The following is an 18,858-nucleotide window of genomic DNA, read 5'->3' as shown; positions in this document are numbered from 1 at the left end:
ATTTTTTATCAAATGGCACTTAAATACTTGTCAAATACTCGACTCAGAGGAGATCCTGCGGATCTCTGTCTAAGCTCCATCGGCACCGCTTGGCTTCGATAAGCTGCTCTACAAGCGGATGAATACGTTCAAACTCTTGCTGCAGACGGTTGCGGTTTTTAGCTTGGAATAGCAGTTGGCGACGGAACTTGCCGGCTTTTTTATCTAAGGGCGCTGGCATAGGACCAATCACCTCAAATTCTTTATCTTGCGGCAAAAGCGCGGCGAAGGCGTTGAGAAAGTTATCGGCATCACTGGCTAAATGAGCTTCGGCGCGCACCAACACCATGTGCCATGCTGGCGGCAGCAGTGCTTGTTGACGCTCTTTTAATTGGCTGCGGGCAAACTCGCCATAACCGCGATGCAGCAAATCCCGCAAAATAGGATTGTCGCTCTGGTGAGTTTGCAATAATACCGTGCCGGGTTTACTGGCACGGCCCGCACGACCGGCGACTTGGGTATAGAGTTGCCCAAAACGCTCGGGCGCACGGAAGTCGGCACTAAATAAAGCGCCATCGACATCGAGTAGCCCAACAAGCGTCACATCAGGAAAGTGATGACCTTTGGCCAGCATTTGCGTGCCGACGAGGATTTTATATTCGCCCTTATGAATTGCATTTAAGTGGGTTTCTAATGAGCCTTTTAGGCGGGTGGTATCGCGGTCGATGCGCACTACTGGATGTTTCGGAAACTCCTGTTGCAGCGCTTCGGCGAGCTGTTCTGTGCCTATGCCTTGGCCCATCAACATAGTGCTACCGCATTTGTGGCATTGCTTAGGGATGGCATATTGATTGCCACAATGGTGGCAGCAAATTTCACCAAGGGATTGATGCACTGTGAAAAACGCGTCGCAGCGGTCGCACTCGTGTAAGTGCCCACACTCGTGACAAAGCAGGGCTGGTGCGAAGCCGCGGCGATTGAGAAACAGTAACACTTGGTTGCCTGCGTCTAAATGCAGACGGATTTCGTTCAGCAGCGGCACCGACATGCCTGCTTTTAACGGCATATTTTTAATGTCGATAATGCCTTGACGCACTTTTTTAGCAACGCCCGCGCGCTCACCCAATTGCAAATGATGGTAACGGCCACTTAAAGCATTTTGTAGACTTTCGAGTGAGGGGGTTGCCGTACCTAATATCACCGGAATCGATTCCAGATGGCCACGCATGACTGCCAAGTCGCGGGCATGATAACCAACTCCCTCCTGTTGCTTGAAGCTGCTGTCGTGCTCTTCATCGAGTATGATAATGCCGGGATAGGCCATAGGCGTGAACAAGGCCGAGCGGGTGCCGATAATGATTGCAGCCTGACCGCAGCGGGCTTGGCGCCAAGCTTCGAGTCTTTGATTGTCGGTTAACCCTGAGTGCAATATGGCGACATTGACTTTAAAACGGCGCTTAAAGCGATTGATTGTCTGGGGTGTTAAACCGATTTCAGGCACCAAAATTAACGCTTGCTTGCCTTGCTTAAGAATTTCTTCCAGCACCGCCAAATAGACTTCCGTTTTACCCGAACCGGTAATGCCTTCTAATAAAGTACAGTGATACCCTTGTTGCAGATTTAACGTGGCAACGGCGACGGCTTGTTCTTTATTGAGTTTATGTGGCGTTTCGTCCATTTCGAGTGTGGTGCGCCAGTCGAGGTTAAGCTCGGCAATTTTTTCATGGCGTGCCACCCAGCCTTTATCTTCTAGGGCTTTCAGTGCCGCTTTACTGATATCTAAGCTGATCACTTCTTCTTGGGTTAAACTGGCGGGTTTGAGTAACTCGAGTAATTTTTTCTGTGCGGGTGCTCGCTTAACCGCTTCTGGCGCAATATTTTGGCCTATTTCAGTTAATTGCCAGAATTGGATCTTTTGCGGCGCGGCATCGAGCCCTTTGCGAAGGGCCACTGGTAAGGCTTGGGTTAGCATCTGCCCTTGGCTGCAAAAATAGTATCTCGCGGCCCAAAGCGTTAATTTATAAAGTGATTCAGGCAACAAAGGTTTATCGTCGATAAACTCAAGCACAGACTTAATCTGCTTAGGCGCTAAGCTACATGTATCTGTGATACCTGTGACTAATCCGATTAATTGTTGACGACCGAAGGGGACTTTAACGCGCACGCCTATCTGCGGTGTACTAGGATAAGTTTCGGGTACGCGGTAGCTAAAGGTTTGCCGCATAGGCACAGGTAACGCAACTTCGACAAACAATGACATATGCTGGCAAGTCTTAGGCAAGAATGTGGTTTAGTGTACTCAGCGCGGCTGGCTAGGGCTAGCCCTAATGATGGTTTACCAAGGATAGTTGAGAGTAAATAAATGGCTAATAGAGTGAAATCATTAGGTCTACTCGCGTTAGTGTGTAGCGCATCTAGCATGGCACAAGTCTCCCATGTGAGCGTTAACAGCCGCATGTTTGAGTTAGGCGGTTATCCAAAACTCAGGGTGAATGTGATTGCGGACAATCAAGACATGTCGCGCTTAGAGTTTGTGGTGCAGCAAGCTGGCGGCGAAGAAAAGTTAATGGTTGAGGAGCTTAATCGCTTTTTAGTTTTGCTCACGGGTGTTGAAGATGTAAAAGATGACAAGGCTAAACTCTTAGTGAGGGAGTATCGACTCGACCGATGGTATGAGGTCAAAAGTATCAATCTATTTGGCGAGGCTAAGCCAACATTGGCCACGCTAACCGCAAAAGCAGCATCGGGCAGTAAAAATACGACGACAGCGCTGGTGCAAAAGCGTACGGATAAAGTGAATGTTCAGCCTGTAAAAGTGGCCGCAGAATCCACATCAGTGGTGGGTGATAAGGCCGCAACGGCGGTTATTGCGGCTGCAAATATTCATGTAGATGCTCATGTAAATACTAAGCCCACAGTGCCAGCGGCTGAAGTTGTGACTGGCTTTAAATTTCCTGAAGCAGCGGATGAGCAAAATACCCAGGTTGCCGAGGTAAAGGCTGCCGCCAAAAACTCTGAACCTGTTGCCGTTAAAGCAACGTCTGCTGAAGCTGTGATGTCTGAGCCTGTTGCTGTTAAAACAACGCCTGCTGAAACTGTAGTACCTGAGACTGTTATGTCTGAAGTCGTAGCTACAGAAACTGCGAAGACAACAAATAGCGAACTCCAAGTGAATACTGCTGAAACGTCCCCAACAGCTTCGCAGACACCTGAACATTGTCAGTTAACTTATCTTGCTGGTGAGACCTTGTGGCGTATCGCCAATCGCTATGCCAACGATTGGGACGTGAGTGTTTATGGCGCTATGCTGGCGATCTACGAGGCGAATCCAGCGGCTTTCTCAAAAAATAAAATCAACGCACTCAAGAGTAATGCGGCTCTGTCCTGTCCTTCAAAAATGATTTTGGCACAGCATGCTAACGCCAAAGAGGCGCTGGCGATGTTTGAAGCTAAAGAGGCGGGAAAATGAAGCGGCGAACTAAAGTCAAAATAGACGCAGAATAACCGTCAAACGCTCAGATAATCTACTTGTATCCCTTGTGGGTATGCTGTACCATTCTGCGCCCTAAACATATTGTTATTAACATGCATGTGGTGTCCGACTACGGGTTGGAAGAGCGACATGGCCTTACACTTTTGAGGTAACCCCAATGAAACCAGGTATCCACCCAAAATACGCTATCATCACTGCAAACTGTACTTGTGGTAACGTTATCAAAGTAAACTCTACTGCTGGTAAAGATCTGCATTTAGACGTATGTGGTGCATGTCACCCATTCTACACTGGTACACAAAAAGTTGTTGATACAGGCGGTCGTATCGACAAATTCAACAAGCGCTTCGCAGTGCTTGCAAAGAAATAATTGCGATTGCAATATTTCTAGAAAAGGCGCCTATGGCGCCTTTTTGCTTTCTATCATTTGCCGAACCGCTTTATTTACGCCTATCTTAATACTTATGTTAAATCCCCCATCTGGTACGACTTCACTCAATTAATCGTCAACTGATTGAGTATTGCGAGTTCAAGTATGTAATTCGACTTATTTATAGCAATTAACTATAAGATAAATATGCTAGCCGTTATATATTGTAATTTAACCAACATTTTTGAGATTAACTCGCTACAACTCGCGCTATAACTACAAAATATATGTTTGTTTCCTACAAAATATATTAAGAAATACAGCTTTATTATAGGAGATAAGTTTATAAAACTAAGCTTAGAGGTGATATTTGCAGGCTAAAGTGAAATTTCTGAATCTCTTATTTAAAAATCCCCCTTATTGGCGTATCTTACCCCGACCAGCCAGACTGTTAACATCACCCTTTGGTGAGACTAGATGTGTGTTGGTAGGCCTTACTCTCATAAATTATAAATGTCGCATTTCAGGATTTTAAAATGTCAGATATTCGTCAACAAGCACTCGATTATCATGAATTTCCAATACCAGGCAAAACCGCAGTTTGCCTTACCAAACCTGCCGAAACGAGTCACGATCTCGCCCTAGCTTATAGCCCTGGTGTGGCTGAGCCTGTGCGTGAAATCGCGGCTAATCCTGACAATGCGTATCGTTATACCAATAAAGGTAATACGGTTGCCGTGATTACTAATGGTACGGCGATCTTAGGTTTAGGCAATTTAGGCCCCTTGGCTTCTAAACCTGTGATGGAAGGCAAAGCATTATTATTCAAGCATTTTGCAAATATCGATTCGACAGATATTGAGATCACCCACAATACGCCTGAAGAATTCATCAATACAGTTGCAGCGATTGCTGACACTTTTGGTGGTATCAATCTTGAAGATATTAAAGCGCCCGAATGCTTTGTTATCGAACGTGAATTGATTGCCCGTTGTAAAGTGCCGGTATTCCATGACGATCAGCACGGCACCGCAATTGTGACTGCGGCGGGTATGATTAATGCGCTGGAAATTCAAGGCAAGTTGATCAGCGATGCAACGTTTGTGTGTATGGGCGCCGGTGCTGCTGCCATTGCTTGTATGACTATGCTGGTCAAATGTGGTGCGAATCGCGCTAACATTTATATGCTAGACACTAAAGGTGTTATTCATTCTGGCCGTACGGATCTTAATGAATATAAAGCGCTATTTGCGAATGATACCGATAAACGCACGCTTCTTGATGTTATTAAAGGCGCAGACGTGTTTTTAGGCCTATCAGGTCCTGACGTGATTGGTGCAGAAGAAGTTGCGCTGATGGCTGATAAGCCGGTGATTTTTGCTTGTTCTAACCCAGATCCTGAAATCAAACCGGCACTGGCTCACGCAACGCGTAGCGATTTGATCATGGGTACCGGTCGCAGCGATTATCCAAACCAAGTGAATAACGTATTGTGTTTCCCGTTTATTTTCCGTGGTGCCTTGGATGTACGTGCGTCATGCATTAATGATGAGATGAAAATCGCCGCGGTTCATGCCATTGCTGCACTGGCAAAAGAGCCTGTGCCTGCGAGTGTATTAAAGGCTTATCCTAATGTGACTTCACTGAGTTTTGGCCCTGAATACGTGCTGCCAAAACCTATGGACCCACGTTTATTGCCTAATGTTGCCCGTGCGGTTGCACAGGCGGCTATCGACTCTGGTGTCGCTGCTATCCCTACTTTACCTAAATACGCCGACTAGGCTAAAAGTGGTAAAAACATCGAAAAGAGGCTAATTAGCCTCTTTTTTGTTTTTAAGTGGACATTAAAGTCACAGCGTCTTGGTTGCCTTTTAGGTTATGCTACTGAATAATCAACGGACAACTTTGTTGTACTCCTGTTAAAATCACACAAATAATTATAATAATCCTGCAGGATAGCGGATAGATGAAATTCACCCGAATGTTAACTACAAAATTAACCAGCTTTTGGTTAATGTCATTAGCCGCTATTGCCTTCGTATTTTTGCTGAGCGCTATGATGAGTTTCGTGCAGCTGACCTATAAATTTCAGCAGCAGAAAGTCGCCGAACTCGAAACTATGTTAGTGGACCAATATCAACACCAACCCGATTGGGATTTGGAAGCTTGGCTGCCGCCCATGCTGCTCGCCTACAATGCTGTTGATTTTCGGCTGACCTTGAAAGATGAAGTGATCTTTGCCTATGAAGGCAATCTCACTACGCAAAATGCCATGGTGTATGACCATGTGTTAGATCCAAAATCTGGTCTGCGTATGCAGCTGACCTTGACCCAACCCTTCGAGCATTACACTTTTAGTTGGTATGAAATCCTCATCCTGTTGGTCGGTGTGTTAGCTGTGGCTGCCTTAGTGCGTTTTGGCTATTTATGGTTTTCCCAGCAATTGGATGGCATTGAAGAATTAGCCTTACGCAGTCGATTGATCTTGCAAGGTAAGCACGAGCAAGCACTCGCGACTCCCGGAAATGGCAAGCCAAGGCTGATTAACCGTGCTTTGACCAAGTTGTTAGAAGAATTACAAGACGCACAAAAAGAGCGCGGTCGTTTTGACAAGTTCATTCGTTCTAATACCTTTCTCGATGCGGAAACGCGCATTGGTAATCGACTTTTCTTAAATAACCGTCTCGACGCCCTTAGTCATAATCAGGCGATGCTCGCCCATGGGGTGATTTATTTATTAGAGATGGATGATCTGGATTTACTGCAGCAATCCCAAGGTGAAGCGGTAACCAAAGAGTTATTAAACTCAACCGTCAACGCGATAAGCCAATTACTGCAAACCCAAGCCAACAGTATTTTTGCCCGTCGTTCCCACAATCAACTTGCCATAGTCGTGCCGCAAATCTCGTTAATTGAAGCCGACCAATTCGCCAGTAAGTTGCTTAAGATATGTTTGAGCCAGCCGTTACCTGAAGTCGAGAATAGCGATAACTTTTTCCACCTCGGATGCGCTTATTTTACCGCGGGCGACAATGCGGCGCAGTTAATTGAAGAAGCCGATATGGCTTTGAGGGCGGCACAATTACAGGGCAATAGTAATTGGTTTATGTACGACAAAGGCGCGATTGATGAAGAGTTTGCTAAAGGCTCAGTGCGTTGGCGCAGCTTTTTAGAAAACGCGTTAGTGCAAAGGCGATTCTTCCCCTTTAGCCAGCCGATAATCGACTCTGATGGTAATGAGCACCATAAAGAGATATTTACTCGGGCGCGGGATAATCAAGGAGCGCTAATTCGTGCCACACTGTTTATTCCAATGGCGAATAAATGTGGTTTAATGCCGCAAGTCGAACGGCAAATTATTGAGCGGGTATTGTTGTTACTGTCGAATGAATTAGCGGGCGGCGTATCGAATGCTCAAACAAATAAAAAATCAGCGCCACAGATATACAGTATTAATTTGAGTTTGGATTCGCTAATGAGTCGAGCTTTTACCCAATGGCTAAAAACGACGCTGTTAGAATATCGCCATCTGACCACGCGACTGATTTTCGAAGTGTCGGAAGATATTGTTATTCAATATCAAGAAAAGTTGCAGCCTAAATTAGATATGATCCGTAAAATGGGCTCGAGATTATGCGTCGATCATGTGGGCCAGCAGGTCGTTGGCACTTACTATATTCGTGAATGTCATTTTGATTTAATTAAGCTACATAGATCGATTGTGCGGCATATTCATTTACGCCCAGAAAACCAATTATTCATCCGTAGCTTGATTGGCGGTTTGTATCGAACGGAAGTGCAAGTTTGTGCCGAAGGGGTTGAAGTCTTCGAAGAATGGCAGACACTGCAAATCCTTGGCGTTGGCGCAGCGCAGGGAATGTATTTCAGTGAACCCATAGAGGCTAAGTAAGGCAAGTGTGGTATTTGGGTGACTAATGTCGTCTTAGAGACAAATAGATCCTATTATTCACGTATTTATCTATAAAATACGAGTATTTGCAGCTAAACTATTCAGTGCCAAAATAATGACGTTTGCCGTTTAAATTAGGTATACAGCAGCTCATAGGGCAAGGAATACTGGAGAGTGGAGTAACAGGAAGTTTAAGCATTAGAGACTACTCACGCTTTTAAATTCAGTTGGTTACAGGCATCTTTATGGAAAAAAGTCTTATAGGTCGACTCGCCTTTTGGCAGAAAAGAACGGATCCGACTAGCCTTGGCGTCTATGTTTGTGCCGATAAATTATGGGTTTACGCACCTGCTCAAGGAGATAGTGCTGAGCAGTGGTTACCGTTTGAGCTTAAAGATGAACACTGGTCATCGGCGTTTGCTGCTGTGGCTAAATCCTTCCCTAATGCCCAGTTACAACTGATTTTGGCTTCAGGGCTTTATCAATTACTGCTGACCGATAAACCCAATGTCGATACTGTCGAATTATCCCAAGCCTTGCTGTGGTCAATTAAAGACATGGTTACGCTACCTGTGCCGCAAATCCATTTAGACTATTTCGAGTCACCCATTCCCAGTAATAAAATCAATGTGGTAGTGGTCGATAAAGCTAAACTCGTGAGTATGGTACAGGTCATTCATGAACAAAATTTACAACTTATCGGTATCAGTATCGAAGAGTTAGCCATGACCAACTTATTTGGTGATGACAACCAAGCTCGTCTGGTGGTCAGCCATATTCCAGAGCAAGAGTTGTTATTGACTGTGGTTAAGCAAGGTCAGCTGTATATGCAGCGGCGTGTGCGCGGATTTGCTCAGCTGGATAAGACCCAAGCCGATGAGTTAACTTATGGCATGGCAGACAATTTAAGTTTAGAAATTCAGCGCTCTATGGATTACTTTGAAAGCCAGTTAAGGCAAGCTCCAGTATCTTCTATTGAACTTCTCGCTGATGGTGCCGTGGATACTTTAGCTAAGCTAGTGTCGGCAAACTTTAATCAAGCTGTGAATGTTATCGATAAAAGCTGTGTTGGCGCGCGAATGGCGGGATTAGCCTTCGCAGAATTTTCCAGAGGTGCTGAGTGATTAAATACCGAGTCAATCTCTACACTCCTTCCTTACTTCCGCCGAAGCAAAGATTAACCTTTGCACGTTTGGGGGCTTATGCTGCGGGATTTTTGGTCCTATTCGCGGCTTTAGGCGGTTATAGCTACTGGCAAGTCAGTGAGCTGCAACAGGCTCAGCAATTGGCTGCCCAGCAAAAGCTGCAATTCGATACCCAAAAACAGGCATTAGAAGCACAAATTGCCGCGCGTAAACCCGATGCCGATCTCGTTGCGCGAGTCGATTTAGCGGCACAACAGTTAGAGCTGAAGCAGTTACTCATGGGTGAATTGAGCCTTAGGGCCTCTCTAACCAGCCGAGGTTTTGCGCCTGTACTTAAAGATTTAGCGGTCGTGTCGGACGCTAGCGTGTGGCTTAGTCATATCGTCATTAATGAGCAAGATTTTATGTTCGAAGGTTTTGCCGACCATCCCCAAAGCATTCCGCAGTGGATTGGCAAACTTAAGACTACGCAGACTTTAAAGGGGCAAGCTTTCTCGTCGATGAGCATGGATCGCGGTGAAGATAAACCTTTGGCCTTTACCTTGAAGAGCGATAACAAGGAGGAGGCCGCGCAATGAAGCAAAAGTTAGCCCAACTAGGACAACAGTTTGATGCGTTAAGTCGCCGAGAGCGAGTGCTGATCTCAGTCGCCATTCTGGCCGTGGTCGGTATGCTGAGTTATCTACCCTTAGAGTCCCTGTGGAAAACCCATGTGGCCTTGTCACAACAGCTAAAAGCCTTAGAGCAAGAAAACGCGATTTCGGCCCAGCAGGTTGACTTGTATCAGCAACGTTTAGCGTTAGATCCCAATCAAGATTACCAACAGCGTTTAGTCTTGTTAGAGCAACAGAATCAAGCCTTAGATGCCCAGCTTAATGAGCAGATGGTGGATATGGTGCCGGCAGACTATATGCCAGAGCTGCTGGGTAATTTACTGGGACAAGTGCAAGGGATTAAATTAATTAAGTTTATGTCGATTGCGCCTATTCCCCTGTTAGCTGTGGGTGACGAGAAGAAACTCAATCTGTATAGCCATGGTATTCGTATGAGCTTAGAGGGCGATTATTTCTCTGTGCTGCGCTTTGTGGAAGCCGTAGAGGCCATGCCAGATAAACTTTATTGGAAGCGTCTCGACTATAAAGTTGCAGAATATCCCCAAGCGACAGTAGAGATTGAACTTTATACCTTGAGTATTAATAAGGACTTTATCAGTGTCTCTAAATAAGTCTTATATTATCAATGTGTTGTTATTACTCAGCAGCCCTATGGTGTCTGCTGAATCACTGCGTGACCCTACCTTGCCCGGTAAAGGTTTTGCTGTGGTGGGTCATGCGAGTCAAGTGCAGGATCAGGCAATGGTACTTAACAGCATAGTGAGTTCAGGCAACACGGCTTATGCTGTGATAAATAACAAAATATTGTCTGTTGGCGACAGCATTGAGGGGCAGAGTATCGTCAAGATCACCCCTACTTATGTGTCGCTGTCCGATGGACGGAAATTGACATTGTTTCAAGCAATAACAGAGAGATAGGGAATACACCTCAGATGAAAGCGATTAAATACTTTACACCTCTGCTCTCACTTTGCCTTGTGGCGTGTCAGACCACAAATAGGCCACAGCCGGAGGCGAGTAAGGCGGCACTAGCGGCCTCAATGGCGACGGCGACGGCATCAACGACGCCACCGCCTGCGACTATGCCGGATGCGGTTCAGCGAGAATTGAATTCGGGCGCTTTACTGTCAGGCTTAACCCCTGCGCTGGAAACTGAGCGTCGTTTCGATGTCTCTGCCCATGATGTGGATGCCAAAGTATTTTTTCCAAGCTTAGTCCAAGGTACGCCGCTGAGTGTTGCCGTGCATCCTGATGTGCAAGGTACGATTTCGTTATCCCTTAAAGGTGTAACCTTAAGCGAAGCGATTCAAGTGGTTGAAGATATCTACGGTTACGAAGTGAGCCGTGAAGGGCGTATTCTAAGAGTGTTCCCCGCTGGAATGCGTACTGAGACTTTCCCGCTGAATTATCTTTATATGGAGCGCGACGGCTTATCAGTGACCTCTGTGAGTTCTGGACGGATTTCTGATAGCAATAATTCCAATAGTAATTCGAACAATAACAACTCAAATAACAGTGGTTCGAGTAATAATAATTCCAACAGCAGCAACGGCAACAACTCCAGCAGCAATGGCAGCAGCGATAGCAGTAACGGTACATTTATCCGCTCGCGCACTAAGACTGATTTTTGGGGCGAGCTGAAAGAAACGCTGACAGCGATTATTGGTGACACTGGTAATGGGCGGCAAGTGGTGGTCACGCCGCAGGCGGGTTTAGTGACCATTCGTGCTTTCCCAAGTGAATTACGCCAAGTTCGCACTTTCTTAAATTCCGCCGAGAGTCATCTGCAGCGCCAAGTAATCTTGGAGGCTAAGATCATCGAAGTCACATTATCTGATGGCTATCAGCAAGGTATCCAATGGGAGAATGTACTGGGTCATGTCGGCAATACGAATGTGAATTTTGGGACTTCGAAAGGCCCTGGTTTAAGCGATAAAATCACCTCGGCGATTGGTGGTGTGACCTCGCTGAGTATTAAAGGCTCCGACTTTACGACCATGATCAATCTATTAGATACCCAAGGCGATGTGGATGTATTGTCTAGCCCAAGGGTGACTGCATCGAATAATCAAAAAGCGGTGATTAAAGTCGGTACCGATGAGTATTTTGTCACTGACGTTTCATCGACCACAGTAGCGGGCGCAACGCCTGTGACCACTCCACAAGTCGAGCTTACGCCGTTTTTCTCAGGTATTGCCTTAGATGTCACGCCGCAAATTGATAGTGACGGCAATGTGTTATTGCACGTGCATCCATCCGTTATCGATGTGAAAGAGCAGACTAAAGATATCAAAGTGAGTGATGCTTCGTTGGAGCTACCTTTAGCGCAGAGTGAAATTCGCGAGTCTGATACCGTTATCCGCGCCGCTTCCGGTGACGTAGTCATCATAGGTGGCTTGATGAAGAGCGAAAATACCGAAGTCGTCTCGCAAGTGCCTTTGTTGGGTGATATTCCTTTCCTCGGGGAATTGTTTAAAAACCGCAGCAAGCAAAAGAAGAAAACTGAGCTGATTATTCTGTTAAAACCTACGGTAGTTGGCGTCGATACCTGGAAAACTGAGCTACAACGTTCTAAGACCTTATTAGATCGTTGGTATCCGGAGACAAAGTAAGCTTCTATGTATCAGAAGCATTTTGGCTTAAACCAAGCCCCATTTTCATTGACACCCAATACCGGATTTTTTTTCGGCCTATCGCCACACGTAGAAGCCTTGCAAGTGTTGCAAACTGCGCTACAAACGGGTGAAGGTTTTATCAAGGTGACAGGGGAGGTGGGGACAGGTAAAACTCTGATTTGCCGCAAGCTTATCAATGAATTACCGACTAAGTTCCATTGTGCCTATCTGCCCAATCCTTACCTCACGCCTGCAGAGTTACGCTGGGCGGTGGCGAGTGAGTTAGGCCTTAAATACGCCAGCAATATCGACCAGCAGCAGCTCACTGGGCTTATCCAGCAGCAGCTTTTAGCGTTGAGCGCCCATGGTCACGCCATCGTATTAGTGCTCGATGAAGCGCAGGCATTGCCGGACGACAGTTTAGAGGCGCTGCGGTTATTCACTAATCTCGAAACCGAGACGCGTAAGTTATTGCAGGTGGTGTTATTTGGGCAACCCGAACTTGATGAAAGACTTAAACGCCAAGAATTCAGGCAATTAAGACAACGTATTACTTTTAGCTACAACCTTCGCCCACTGACATGGGATGAAACCGATGCTTATATTCGTCACAGATTAGCCATAGCAGGGCGTGCGGGCGAACCACTCTTTACATCACGGGAAACACGTCAGATTGCCTATGCGTCCCGAGGGATCCCCAGATTGATCAATATTCTTGCCCACAAAGCCTTGTTACTGAGTTTCGGCGAGGGTGCTACGCGTGTGCAAACCTCCCACGTTAAAGCGGCGATTCAAGACACTGAAGATGCGAGCGTGCGCCGATTATTGTCGTGGAAATGGCTGCCTTTTTTCACTCTGATAACTGTGGTGTTCGGTTTGGGATTACAACACGTTTTGAGGAGTGTTGTATGAGCGTGATCAACAAGATGTTGCAGGATCTCGACAAACGTCAGCAGGGGCATGAACTCAGCAATGTGGCTCAGCCGCAGGTGCAATATTTAGCTCGCAGGCGTTCATCATCTCACTGGCTGCTACTCTGTGGTGTGTCACTGCTACTCGGTGGCGGCGCGGTTTATGGCTGGCAATTCTTCATGGCAAAACCTGCAGAAGCGACAGCTTCAGCTCAAGTGTATGAACAACATACATTAACCGCCAAAACTGAGCCTGTGCGGATGGAGAGTCTTGTCTCAAACGAAGCTTCACCTAACGTCGATGCCGCTGCTGAACCATTGAAGCTTGCGACTGCGCAGAAGATTGCGGCGGCGATGACAGCGAATAGTGAAGAGTTTGAACCAAGTGCCACCGAAGGGGCATCGAGTCAGGCACCAGAATTAGGAACCGCAAAAGAAGCTGAGCATGAGCAACAAGCTCAGTCTCAGTCGCAACCCCAACAAAAACCACAAGCAGACGTGAGCCTTGCACTCGCAGATGACAAGGTCGATACGGTAAGCGAGCCAAGCCACTCGCAGCCAAGCCATTCACAGCCAAGTAGTGCGACATCGAGTGTGCGTAGCGCCGAGGTCACTGTAGCCGCGCCCTCTGCATTAATGATGTCGGAGCGGGCCAGTGTTGCCGCCGATAATGAAGGTCACGCGAGCAATGGGCTTAACGTACAAGAAGTTAAAGCAGATGCAGGCACTCATCAACTCGCGCCCAAAGAACAAGGGCAAATGGCGATTACTGAGGTTAAGTTAACGCCAAAGCAGCTGGCAAAGAAGCGGTTCACGTTAGCGAGCGAGGCCGAAAGGGATGGCAAGCTCAAAGAGGCCATTAGTTATTATGAGCAAACCTTGGCGCTTGAACCCAGCATGCACGAAGCGCGCAAGCAATTGGCTGCACTGCATTATGGCCAAGGTCAATTAGCCAAAGCCAGTGAAGTGTTACAGCAAGGTATGCTGTTATTCCCGCAGCAATTAGACTTCGCCTTATTGCTCGCTCGGGTTCAGCAAGCCGCTGGTCAGGCTGATCTCGCATTAGCGACGTTAGCCAACATACCTGATACGCATCCGCTGGCGAGACAAAAGTGGATGGCACAATCGGATTTGGCACAAAAGCTAGGGCAGTTTTCAGTGTCGGAACAAGCCTACAGGCAGTTATTACAACAAGAACCTCAACAGGCTAAATGGTGGATGGGACTGGCTTATGCGCTTGATTCGCAGCAGCAATTTCTCCAAGCACGCCAAGCCTATCGGACTGCGTTAGGCCACAGAGGCTTATCGGCGCAGGCGAGTGCCTTTATCGAACAACGTTTGACTCAGCTAGGAGATAGCCAATGAAACCCAGATTAAAAATGCGTTTGGGCGATCTGTTAGTTCAAGAAGCCATTATTACCGAAGCGCAGTTGCAACAGGCGTTAGGCGAGCAGCGCAATACGGGCAAAAAACTGGGCCGTACCCTCATTGATTTGCAATCGATTACTGAGCATCAGTTGCTGCAGTTCTTGTCGCAACAATTGAATGTGCCTTTGCTTGATATCAGTAAAATGCCGATCCCAGCGGAAGTTGTGCATCTTATTCCTGAGGTGCAAGCCCGACGTTTCCGCGCTTTAGCGGTTGAAGACAGGGGCGATAGCATACTGGTAGCTATGAGTGATCCTGCCGATTTGCAAGCGCTCGATCACCTCGAAATGCTTATCGCACCTAAGCGTTTGAAGTTAGCGGTAGCGCCCGAGCAGCAACTGCTGCAAGCGTTTGATAACTTATATCGCCGTACAGATCAAATAGCTCAGATCGCCGGTAAGCTCGAAGAAGAATACGCCGCCGATGAGATGTTCGATTTAGCCAGTCTGACTTCTGGCGACAGTGACAATGAAACCACAGTGGTTAAGCTGCTGCAGTCGATTTTTGAGGATGCGGTGCAAATGCGCGCCTCGGATATCCATATCGAACCCGGTGATAAAGCCCTACGTATTCGCCAGCGTATCGATGGCCAGTTACACGAAACGATTCTGAATGAAGTTAATATTGCCGCGGCTTTAGTGTTGCGACTTAAGTTGATGGCGGGTCTCGATATTTCTGAAAAACGTTTGCCGCAGGATGGCCGTTTTCATATGGAAATTAAAGGTCACCATATCGATGTGCGTATGTCGACCATGCCGATTTACCACGGTGAATCTGTGGTAATGCGTTTACTCGACCAATCGGCGGGGTTATTGACCCTAAACGAAACCGGTATGCCGCCTGCTATTTTGGCGCGTATTCGTAAACAGATTAAACGTCCCCACGGCATGCTACTGGTCACAGGTCCAACGGGTAGCGGTAAAACCACCACCTTGTACGGTATTTTGAGCGAGCTCAATACCGCCGACCGTAAGATCATTACGGTGGAAGATCCGGTCGAGTATCAATTGCCGCGGATCAACCAAGTTCAAGTTAACCATAAGATTGGCTTAGACTTTTCCAACGTATTGCGCACCACCTTGCGTCAAGATCCCGATATTATCATGGTCGGGGAAATGCGTGACCAAGAAACCGTTGAGATTGGTTTAAGGGGCGCATTAACGGGTCACTTTGTATTATCAACCTTGCACACTAACGATGCGGTTACCAGTGCACTGCGTTTGCTCGATATGGGCGCCGCCAGTTATTTGGTCGCTAGTGCCTTGAGGGTGATTATTGCCCAGCGTTTAGTGCGCCGCGTTTGCCATAACTGTGGCGTTGAGTATCAGCCGACACCGCAGGAAAACGCCTGGCTGAGTAGTGTGAGTCATAAAGACTTTAGCCATGCGAACTTTAGAATCGGTACCGGCTGTCAGAGTTGTAACGGCAGCGGTTATCGTGGCCGTATTGGTATTTTTGAAATCCTCGAGTTGGATGAGAAGATGATCGATGCGATGCGTACCGGTAATCCGCAGGATTTTGCCAGAGCCGCGTTGCAGAGCCCTAACTTCACCCCGCTCGCCGAGTCAGCGTTGCAATATCTGAGCGAAGGCATGACGACCATTGAAGAGGTGGCTAAGCTGGTAGAGGATGTGAGTGAATCACAAATACCTTTGTCGAAGGATATTATTAGTCAACAAGGCGTTGAGGCGTAATTATGCCGATTTATCAATACCGTGGACGCAGTGGTCAAGGTCAATCCGTTACGGGGCAGTTGGATGCCGCGTCGGAAAGTGCTGCCGCTGACATGCTATTGGCGCGGGGGATTATTCCCCTCGAAGTCAAAGTCGCTAAAGTGGTTAAGTCATTCTCACTGACTAAGTTATTTGGTGGAAAAGTCGCGTTAGAAGAATTACAGATTTTTACTCGGCAAATGTACTCCTTGACCCGTTCTGGCATCCCGATTTTGCGGGCGATTGCGGGCTTGTCTGAAACGGCGCATTCCCAGCGGATGAAAGATGCGCTCAATGATATTTCTGAGCAGCTCACCGCAGGACGGCCCTTGTCATCATCCATGAATCAACATCCCGATGTATTTGATTCCTTGTTTGTTTCTATGGTGCACGTGGGAGAAAACACCGGTAAGTTAGAAGATGCCTTTATTCAGCTTTCGGGTTATATCGAGCGTGAGCAGGAAACGCGGCGACGAATTAAATCGGCCATGCGTTATCCCATGTTTGTATTGATTTCGATTGCACTCGCTATGGTGATCCTCAATATCATGGTGATCCCTAAGTTCGCCGAGATGTTTTCCCGCTTTGGTGCCGACTTACCTTGGGCGACAAAAGTGTTGATAGGTACATCGAATCTGTTTGTGAATTATTGGGCGCTGATGTTGGTGGCGCTGATTGGCACTATCATCGGCATCCGTTATTGGCACCATACGGAAAAGGGCGAAAAACAGTGGGATAAGTGGAAGTTACACATCCCCGCCGTAGGTTCGATTATCGAGCGCTCAACGTTAGCCCGTTATTGTCGCAGTTTCTCTATGATGCTGAGCGCTGGTGTGCCGATGACGCAGGCCTTAAGTTTAGTGGCTGATGCGGTAGATAATGCCTACATGCACGACAAAATAGTCGGTATGCGCCGTGGGATTGAGTCTGGCGACTCTATGTTGAGGGTATCGAATCAGAGTAAGTTATTTACGCCGTTGGTGCTGCAAATGGTGGCCGTGGGTGAAGAAACAGGGCAAATCGATCAATTACTCAATGATGCGGCAGACTTCTATGAGGGCGAAGTAGACTATGATTTAAAGAACCTCACCGCTAAATTGGAGCCTATTTTGATCGGTTTTGTGGCCGTGATTGTTCTCGTGTTGGCCTTAGGGATATACCTGCCCATGTGGGATATGCTCAATGTGGTCAAGGGCGGTAAATAATCGATATGGAAAATGTTTATCTCCTCTCTTATGTGTGGGGCTGAGGTTAAATGCAGACTCAGCAAAAGGCAGAAAGCGATCTATTACGCCTCTATGGGCGTATGATAACCATAGGGTTAGTGTTGGTTATCATGGCGGTGATTGGTGCTAAGTACTTTTTTACCCTACCGCAAATCGCTGCCCGTGGATTAGAAGTCGATCATGCGCGTTTTTTAAATGTGCTGGTGATGGTGCGCTCCCAATGGCTATCTTTGGGCAAGCCGCCGCAGATGCAGTTGAATTGGGAGGTGTTTGACAACATATCCAAAGACACTGAGTTTAGTGTCATCGATATCAATAGTTTAGGATGGCCACAACCTAAACAGTTAAACGGCCAAGGTTGCCAAGATTTGTGGCAGCAACTTATGGGTGCCGAAGTGGATAACGCAGGGCTGGTTGCTGATTATTTAGTTAAGGATAACAGCTGCCACTATCGGTCGCACAATGGCGATAGTTTAGGCTATCAACTGAACTCTGGCAGGGTCATTTTTTTGACTGCACCCTAAAATATTGTTAACTCAAAGGCTTTTTAAAATTGATTTAGCTGTTAGAATAAAATTTCTTAAGTATGGGGCATATATATGAAAACTAAGCAAACAGGTTTCTCATTAATAGAGCTTGTGATTGTGATTGTGATTTTAGGGCTACTCGCCGCAACCGCGATCCCACGATTCTTAAATGTCACCGATGATGCTGAAGACGCCAGTGTTGACGGCGTGGCCGGTGGTTTATCGACTGCCGTTAGCTTTGTGCGTTCGCAGTGGGAAGTCGATGGGCGCCAAAATAGCAGTGTGATCTTAGATGGTACGTCAGTTTCGCTCGATCCTCGTTTTGGTTATCCAACGGGAACTTCAGTAACTAGTGCCACAGCTATGACAAATGTCAGTTGCCAACAAGTATTTAATACCGTGTTGCAGAGCGCTCCACGAAACGTATTATTTAACCAAGATGCACGTAATCAACGTTATACTGCCCGTGTCATTAACGCTGCAGGTGGCAGTGCTAATTCAATTACTGGCGCAGTCGTTGCTGGTTTAGATTTATGTGTTTACCACCAAGTGGCTTCGCTGGTGCTAAATCAAACGAATGGTGTGCCCACTCCAGCACCGGATTTAACCACGACGGGAGCTAAGGGGATTGTTTATAACCCTGGCACGGGTAGAGTGTTAAGCTTTACCCAAACGCCATTTGTACCTTAGTGTTATAATTTTTGATGTTATGTTTTAAATAACATAGCGTTAAAGCAGATAGTTTTAAAAAAAATCAGTTTAAAATAACGCAGTTTTACAGTAGTTTGATTCGAAAGTAGTCTAGGGCTTGTTGATCTTTCGTGATGGATTATTAGACAGCATGATGGGCTGGTATAATTACTTTCGCCAAAAACTAACCATGACAACCCATCATGCCAAGAACAATGTTAACAGACGAGTACTGGTC

The 18,858-nt window shown here is 46.8% G+C and carries 16 protein-coding genes; 15 read left to right on the top strand and 1 reads right to left on the bottom strand.

Annotated features, from left to right (window positions below; translation table 11 throughout):
- Positions 1–43: 43 nt before the first annotated feature.
- Positions 44–2,239: a primosomal protein N' gene (gene priA, locus MO387_RS17630; protein ID WP_107946434.1), complete on the bottom strand. Its 2,196-nt coding sequence runs from the start codon at positions 2,237–2,239 to the stop codon at positions 44–46.
- A 102-nt stretch (positions 2,240–2,341) separates the two neighbouring features.
- On the opposite strand from priA, the gene MO387_RS17625 reads away from it, so the two are divergent.
- The 15 genes from MO387_RS17625 to MO387_RS17555 all read left to right on the top strand — a co-directional run bounded on the left by MO387_RS17625 (position 2,342) and on the right by MO387_RS17555 (position 18,620).
- Positions 2,342–3,448 carry a FimV/HubP family polar landmark protein gene (locus MO387_RS17625; RefSeq protein WP_107946435.1) on the top strand — a complete coding sequence of 369 codons (1,107 nt, stop codon included), beginning with the start codon at positions 2,342–2,344 and terminating at the stop codon, positions 3,446–3,448.
- Positions 3,449–3,629: 181 nt separating this feature from the next.
- Positions 3,630–3,842, top strand: coding sequence for a 50S ribosomal protein L31 (gene rpmE, locus MO387_RS17620; RefSeq protein WP_006083277.1), 213 nt, complete (start codon positions 3,630–3,632; stop codon positions 3,840–3,842).
- 536 nt (positions 3,843–4,378) lie between these two features.
- Positions 4,379–5,623: a malic enzyme-like NAD(P)-binding protein gene (locus tag MO387_RS17615; protein WP_006083276.1), complete on the top strand. Its 1,245-nt coding sequence runs from the start codon at positions 4,379–4,381 to the stop codon at positions 5,621–5,623.
- 185 nt (positions 5,624–5,808) lie between these two features.
- On the top strand, positions 5,809–7,752 hold the full coding sequence (gene csrD / locus MO387_RS17610) for an RNase E specificity factor CsrD (RefSeq protein WP_107946436.1): 1,944 nt from the start codon (positions 5,809–5,811) through the stop codon (positions 7,750–7,752).
- Between the two features lie 245 nt (positions 7,753–7,997).
- The gene (locus MO387_RS17605) at positions 7,998–8,876 is read left to right on the top strand and encodes an MSHA biogenesis protein MshI (RefSeq protein ID WP_107946437.1); all 879 of its coding nucleotides are present in this window, start codon (positions 7,998–8,000) and stop codon (positions 8,874–8,876) included.
- Positions 8,873–9,475 (top strand): hypothetical protein, encoded by a 603-nt coding sequence (locus MO387_RS17600; RefSeq protein ID WP_006083273.1) that lies wholly within the window; start codon positions 8,873–8,875, stop codon positions 9,473–9,475. The genes MO387_RS17605 and MO387_RS17600 overlap by 4 nt, the downstream gene beginning before the upstream one ends.
- Positions 9,472–10,122, top strand: coding sequence for an MSHA biogenesis protein MshJ (locus tag MO387_RS17595; protein ID WP_071938719.1), 651 nt, complete (start codon positions 9,472–9,474; stop codon positions 10,120–10,122). Before MO387_RS17600 ends, MO387_RS17595 begins: the two co-directional genes overlap by 4 nt.
- Positions 10,109–10,429, top strand: a complete 321-nt coding sequence (locus MO387_RS17590) for an MSHA biogenesis protein MshK (protein WP_107946438.1) — start codon at positions 10,109–10,111, stop codon at positions 10,427–10,429. The genes MO387_RS17595 and MO387_RS17590 overlap by 14 nt, the downstream gene beginning before the upstream one ends.
- A 14-nt stretch (positions 10,430–10,443) precedes the next feature.
- A complete protein-coding gene (mshL, locus tag MO387_RS17585; RefSeq protein WP_006083270.1) occupies positions 10,444–12,123 on the top strand; it encodes a pilus (MSHA type) biogenesis protein MshL in 1,680 nt (559 codons plus the stop codon).
- 6 nt (positions 12,124–12,129) lie between these two features.
- Positions 12,130–13,038: an AAA family ATPase gene (locus MO387_RS17580; protein WP_011847945.1), complete on the top strand. Its 909-nt coding sequence runs from the start codon at positions 12,130–12,132 to the stop codon at positions 13,036–13,038.
- Positions 13,035–14,402, top strand: a complete 1,368-nt coding sequence (locus tag MO387_RS17575; protein WP_242326436.1) for a tetratricopeptide repeat protein — start codon at positions 13,035–13,037, stop codon at positions 14,400–14,402. The genes MO387_RS17580 and MO387_RS17575 overlap by 4 nt, the downstream gene beginning before the upstream one ends.
- Positions 14,399–16,159: a type II/IV secretion system protein gene (locus MO387_RS17570; protein WP_242326435.1), complete on the top strand. Its 1,761-nt coding sequence runs from the start codon at positions 14,399–14,401 to the stop codon at positions 16,157–16,159. The genes MO387_RS17575 and MO387_RS17570 overlap by 4 nt, the downstream gene beginning before the upstream one ends.
- A gap of 2 nt (positions 16,160–16,161) precedes the next feature.
- Positions 16,162–17,382: a type II secretion system F family protein gene (locus MO387_RS17565; protein WP_107402729.1), complete on the top strand. Its 1,221-nt coding sequence runs from the start codon at positions 16,162–16,164 to the stop codon at positions 17,380–17,382.
- A gap of 50 nt (positions 17,383–17,432) precedes the next feature.
- Complete coding sequence (locus MO387_RS17560; protein ID WP_242326434.1) at positions 17,433–17,927, top strand: MSHA biogenesis protein MshF; 495 nt, start codon at positions 17,433–17,435, stop codon at positions 17,925–17,927.
- 75 nt (positions 17,928–18,002) lie between these two features.
- Complete coding sequence (locus tag MO387_RS17555) at positions 18,003–18,620, top strand: prepilin-type N-terminal cleavage/methylation domain-containing protein (RefSeq protein WP_242326433.1); 618 nt, start codon at positions 18,003–18,005, stop codon at positions 18,618–18,620.
- Positions 18,621–18,858 lie beyond the last annotated feature (238 nt).

This window comes from Shewanella sp. N2AIL (genome assembly GCF_022690845.1).
Classification (GTDB): domain Bacteria; phylum Pseudomonadota; class Gammaproteobacteria; order Enterobacterales; family Shewanellaceae; genus Shewanella; species Shewanella baltica.
Note: the sequence above shows the minus strand (reverse complement) of the source record. Positions and strands in the feature narration are given on the sequence as shown.

What these genes read in the sequence shown, in the direction of transcription:
- priA (WP_107946434.1), bottom strand. Translation starts at nt 2,239, where the DNA reads ATGTCATTGTTTGTCGAAGTTGCGTTACCTGTGCCTATGCGGCAAACC.
- MO387_RS17625 (WP_107946435.1), top strand. Translation starts at nt 2,342, where the DNA reads ATGGCTAATAGAGTGAAATCATTAGGTCTACTCGCGTTAGTGTGTAGC.
- rpmE (WP_006083277.1), top strand. Translation starts at nt 3,630, where the DNA reads ATGAAACCAGGTATCCACCCAAAATACGCTATCATCACTGCAAACTGT.
- MO387_RS17615 (WP_006083276.1), top strand. Translation starts at nt 4,379, where the DNA reads ATGTCAGATATTCGTCAACAAGCACTCGATTATCATGAATTTCCAATA.
- csrD (WP_107946436.1), top strand. Translation starts at nt 5,809, where the DNA reads ATGAAATTCACCCGAATGTTAACTACAAAATTAACCAGCTTTTGGTTA.
- MO387_RS17605 (WP_107946437.1), top strand. Translation starts at nt 7,998, where the DNA reads ATGGAAAAAAGTCTTATAGGTCGACTCGCCTTTTGGCAGAAAAGAACG.
- MO387_RS17595 (WP_071938719.1), top strand. Translation starts at nt 9,472, where the DNA reads ATGAAGCAAAAGTTAGCCCAACTAGGACAACAGTTTGATGCGTTAAGT.
- mshL (WP_006083270.1), top strand. Translation starts at nt 10,444, where the DNA reads ATGAAAGCGATTAAATACTTTACACCTCTGCTCTCACTTTGCCTTGTG.
- MO387_RS17580 (WP_011847945.1), top strand. Translation starts at nt 12,130, where the DNA reads ATGTATCAGAAGCATTTTGGCTTAAACCAAGCCCCATTTTCATTGACA.
- MO387_RS17575 (WP_242326436.1), top strand. Translation starts at nt 13,035, where the DNA reads ATGAGCGTGATCAACAAGATGTTGCAGGATCTCGACAAACGTCAGCAG.
- MO387_RS17570 (WP_242326435.1), top strand. Translation starts at nt 14,399, where the DNA reads ATGAAACCCAGATTAAAAATGCGTTTGGGCGATCTGTTAGTTCAAGAA.
- MO387_RS17565 (WP_107402729.1), top strand. Translation starts at nt 16,162, where the DNA reads ATGCCGATTTATCAATACCGTGGACGCAGTGGTCAAGGTCAATCCGTT.
- MO387_RS17560 (WP_242326434.1), top strand. Translation starts at nt 17,433, where the DNA reads ATGCAGACTCAGCAAAAGGCAGAAAGCGATCTATTACGCCTCTATGGG.
- MO387_RS17555 (WP_242326433.1), top strand. Translation starts at nt 18,003, where the DNA reads ATGAAAACTAAGCAAACAGGTTTCTCATTAATAGAGCTTGTGATTGTG.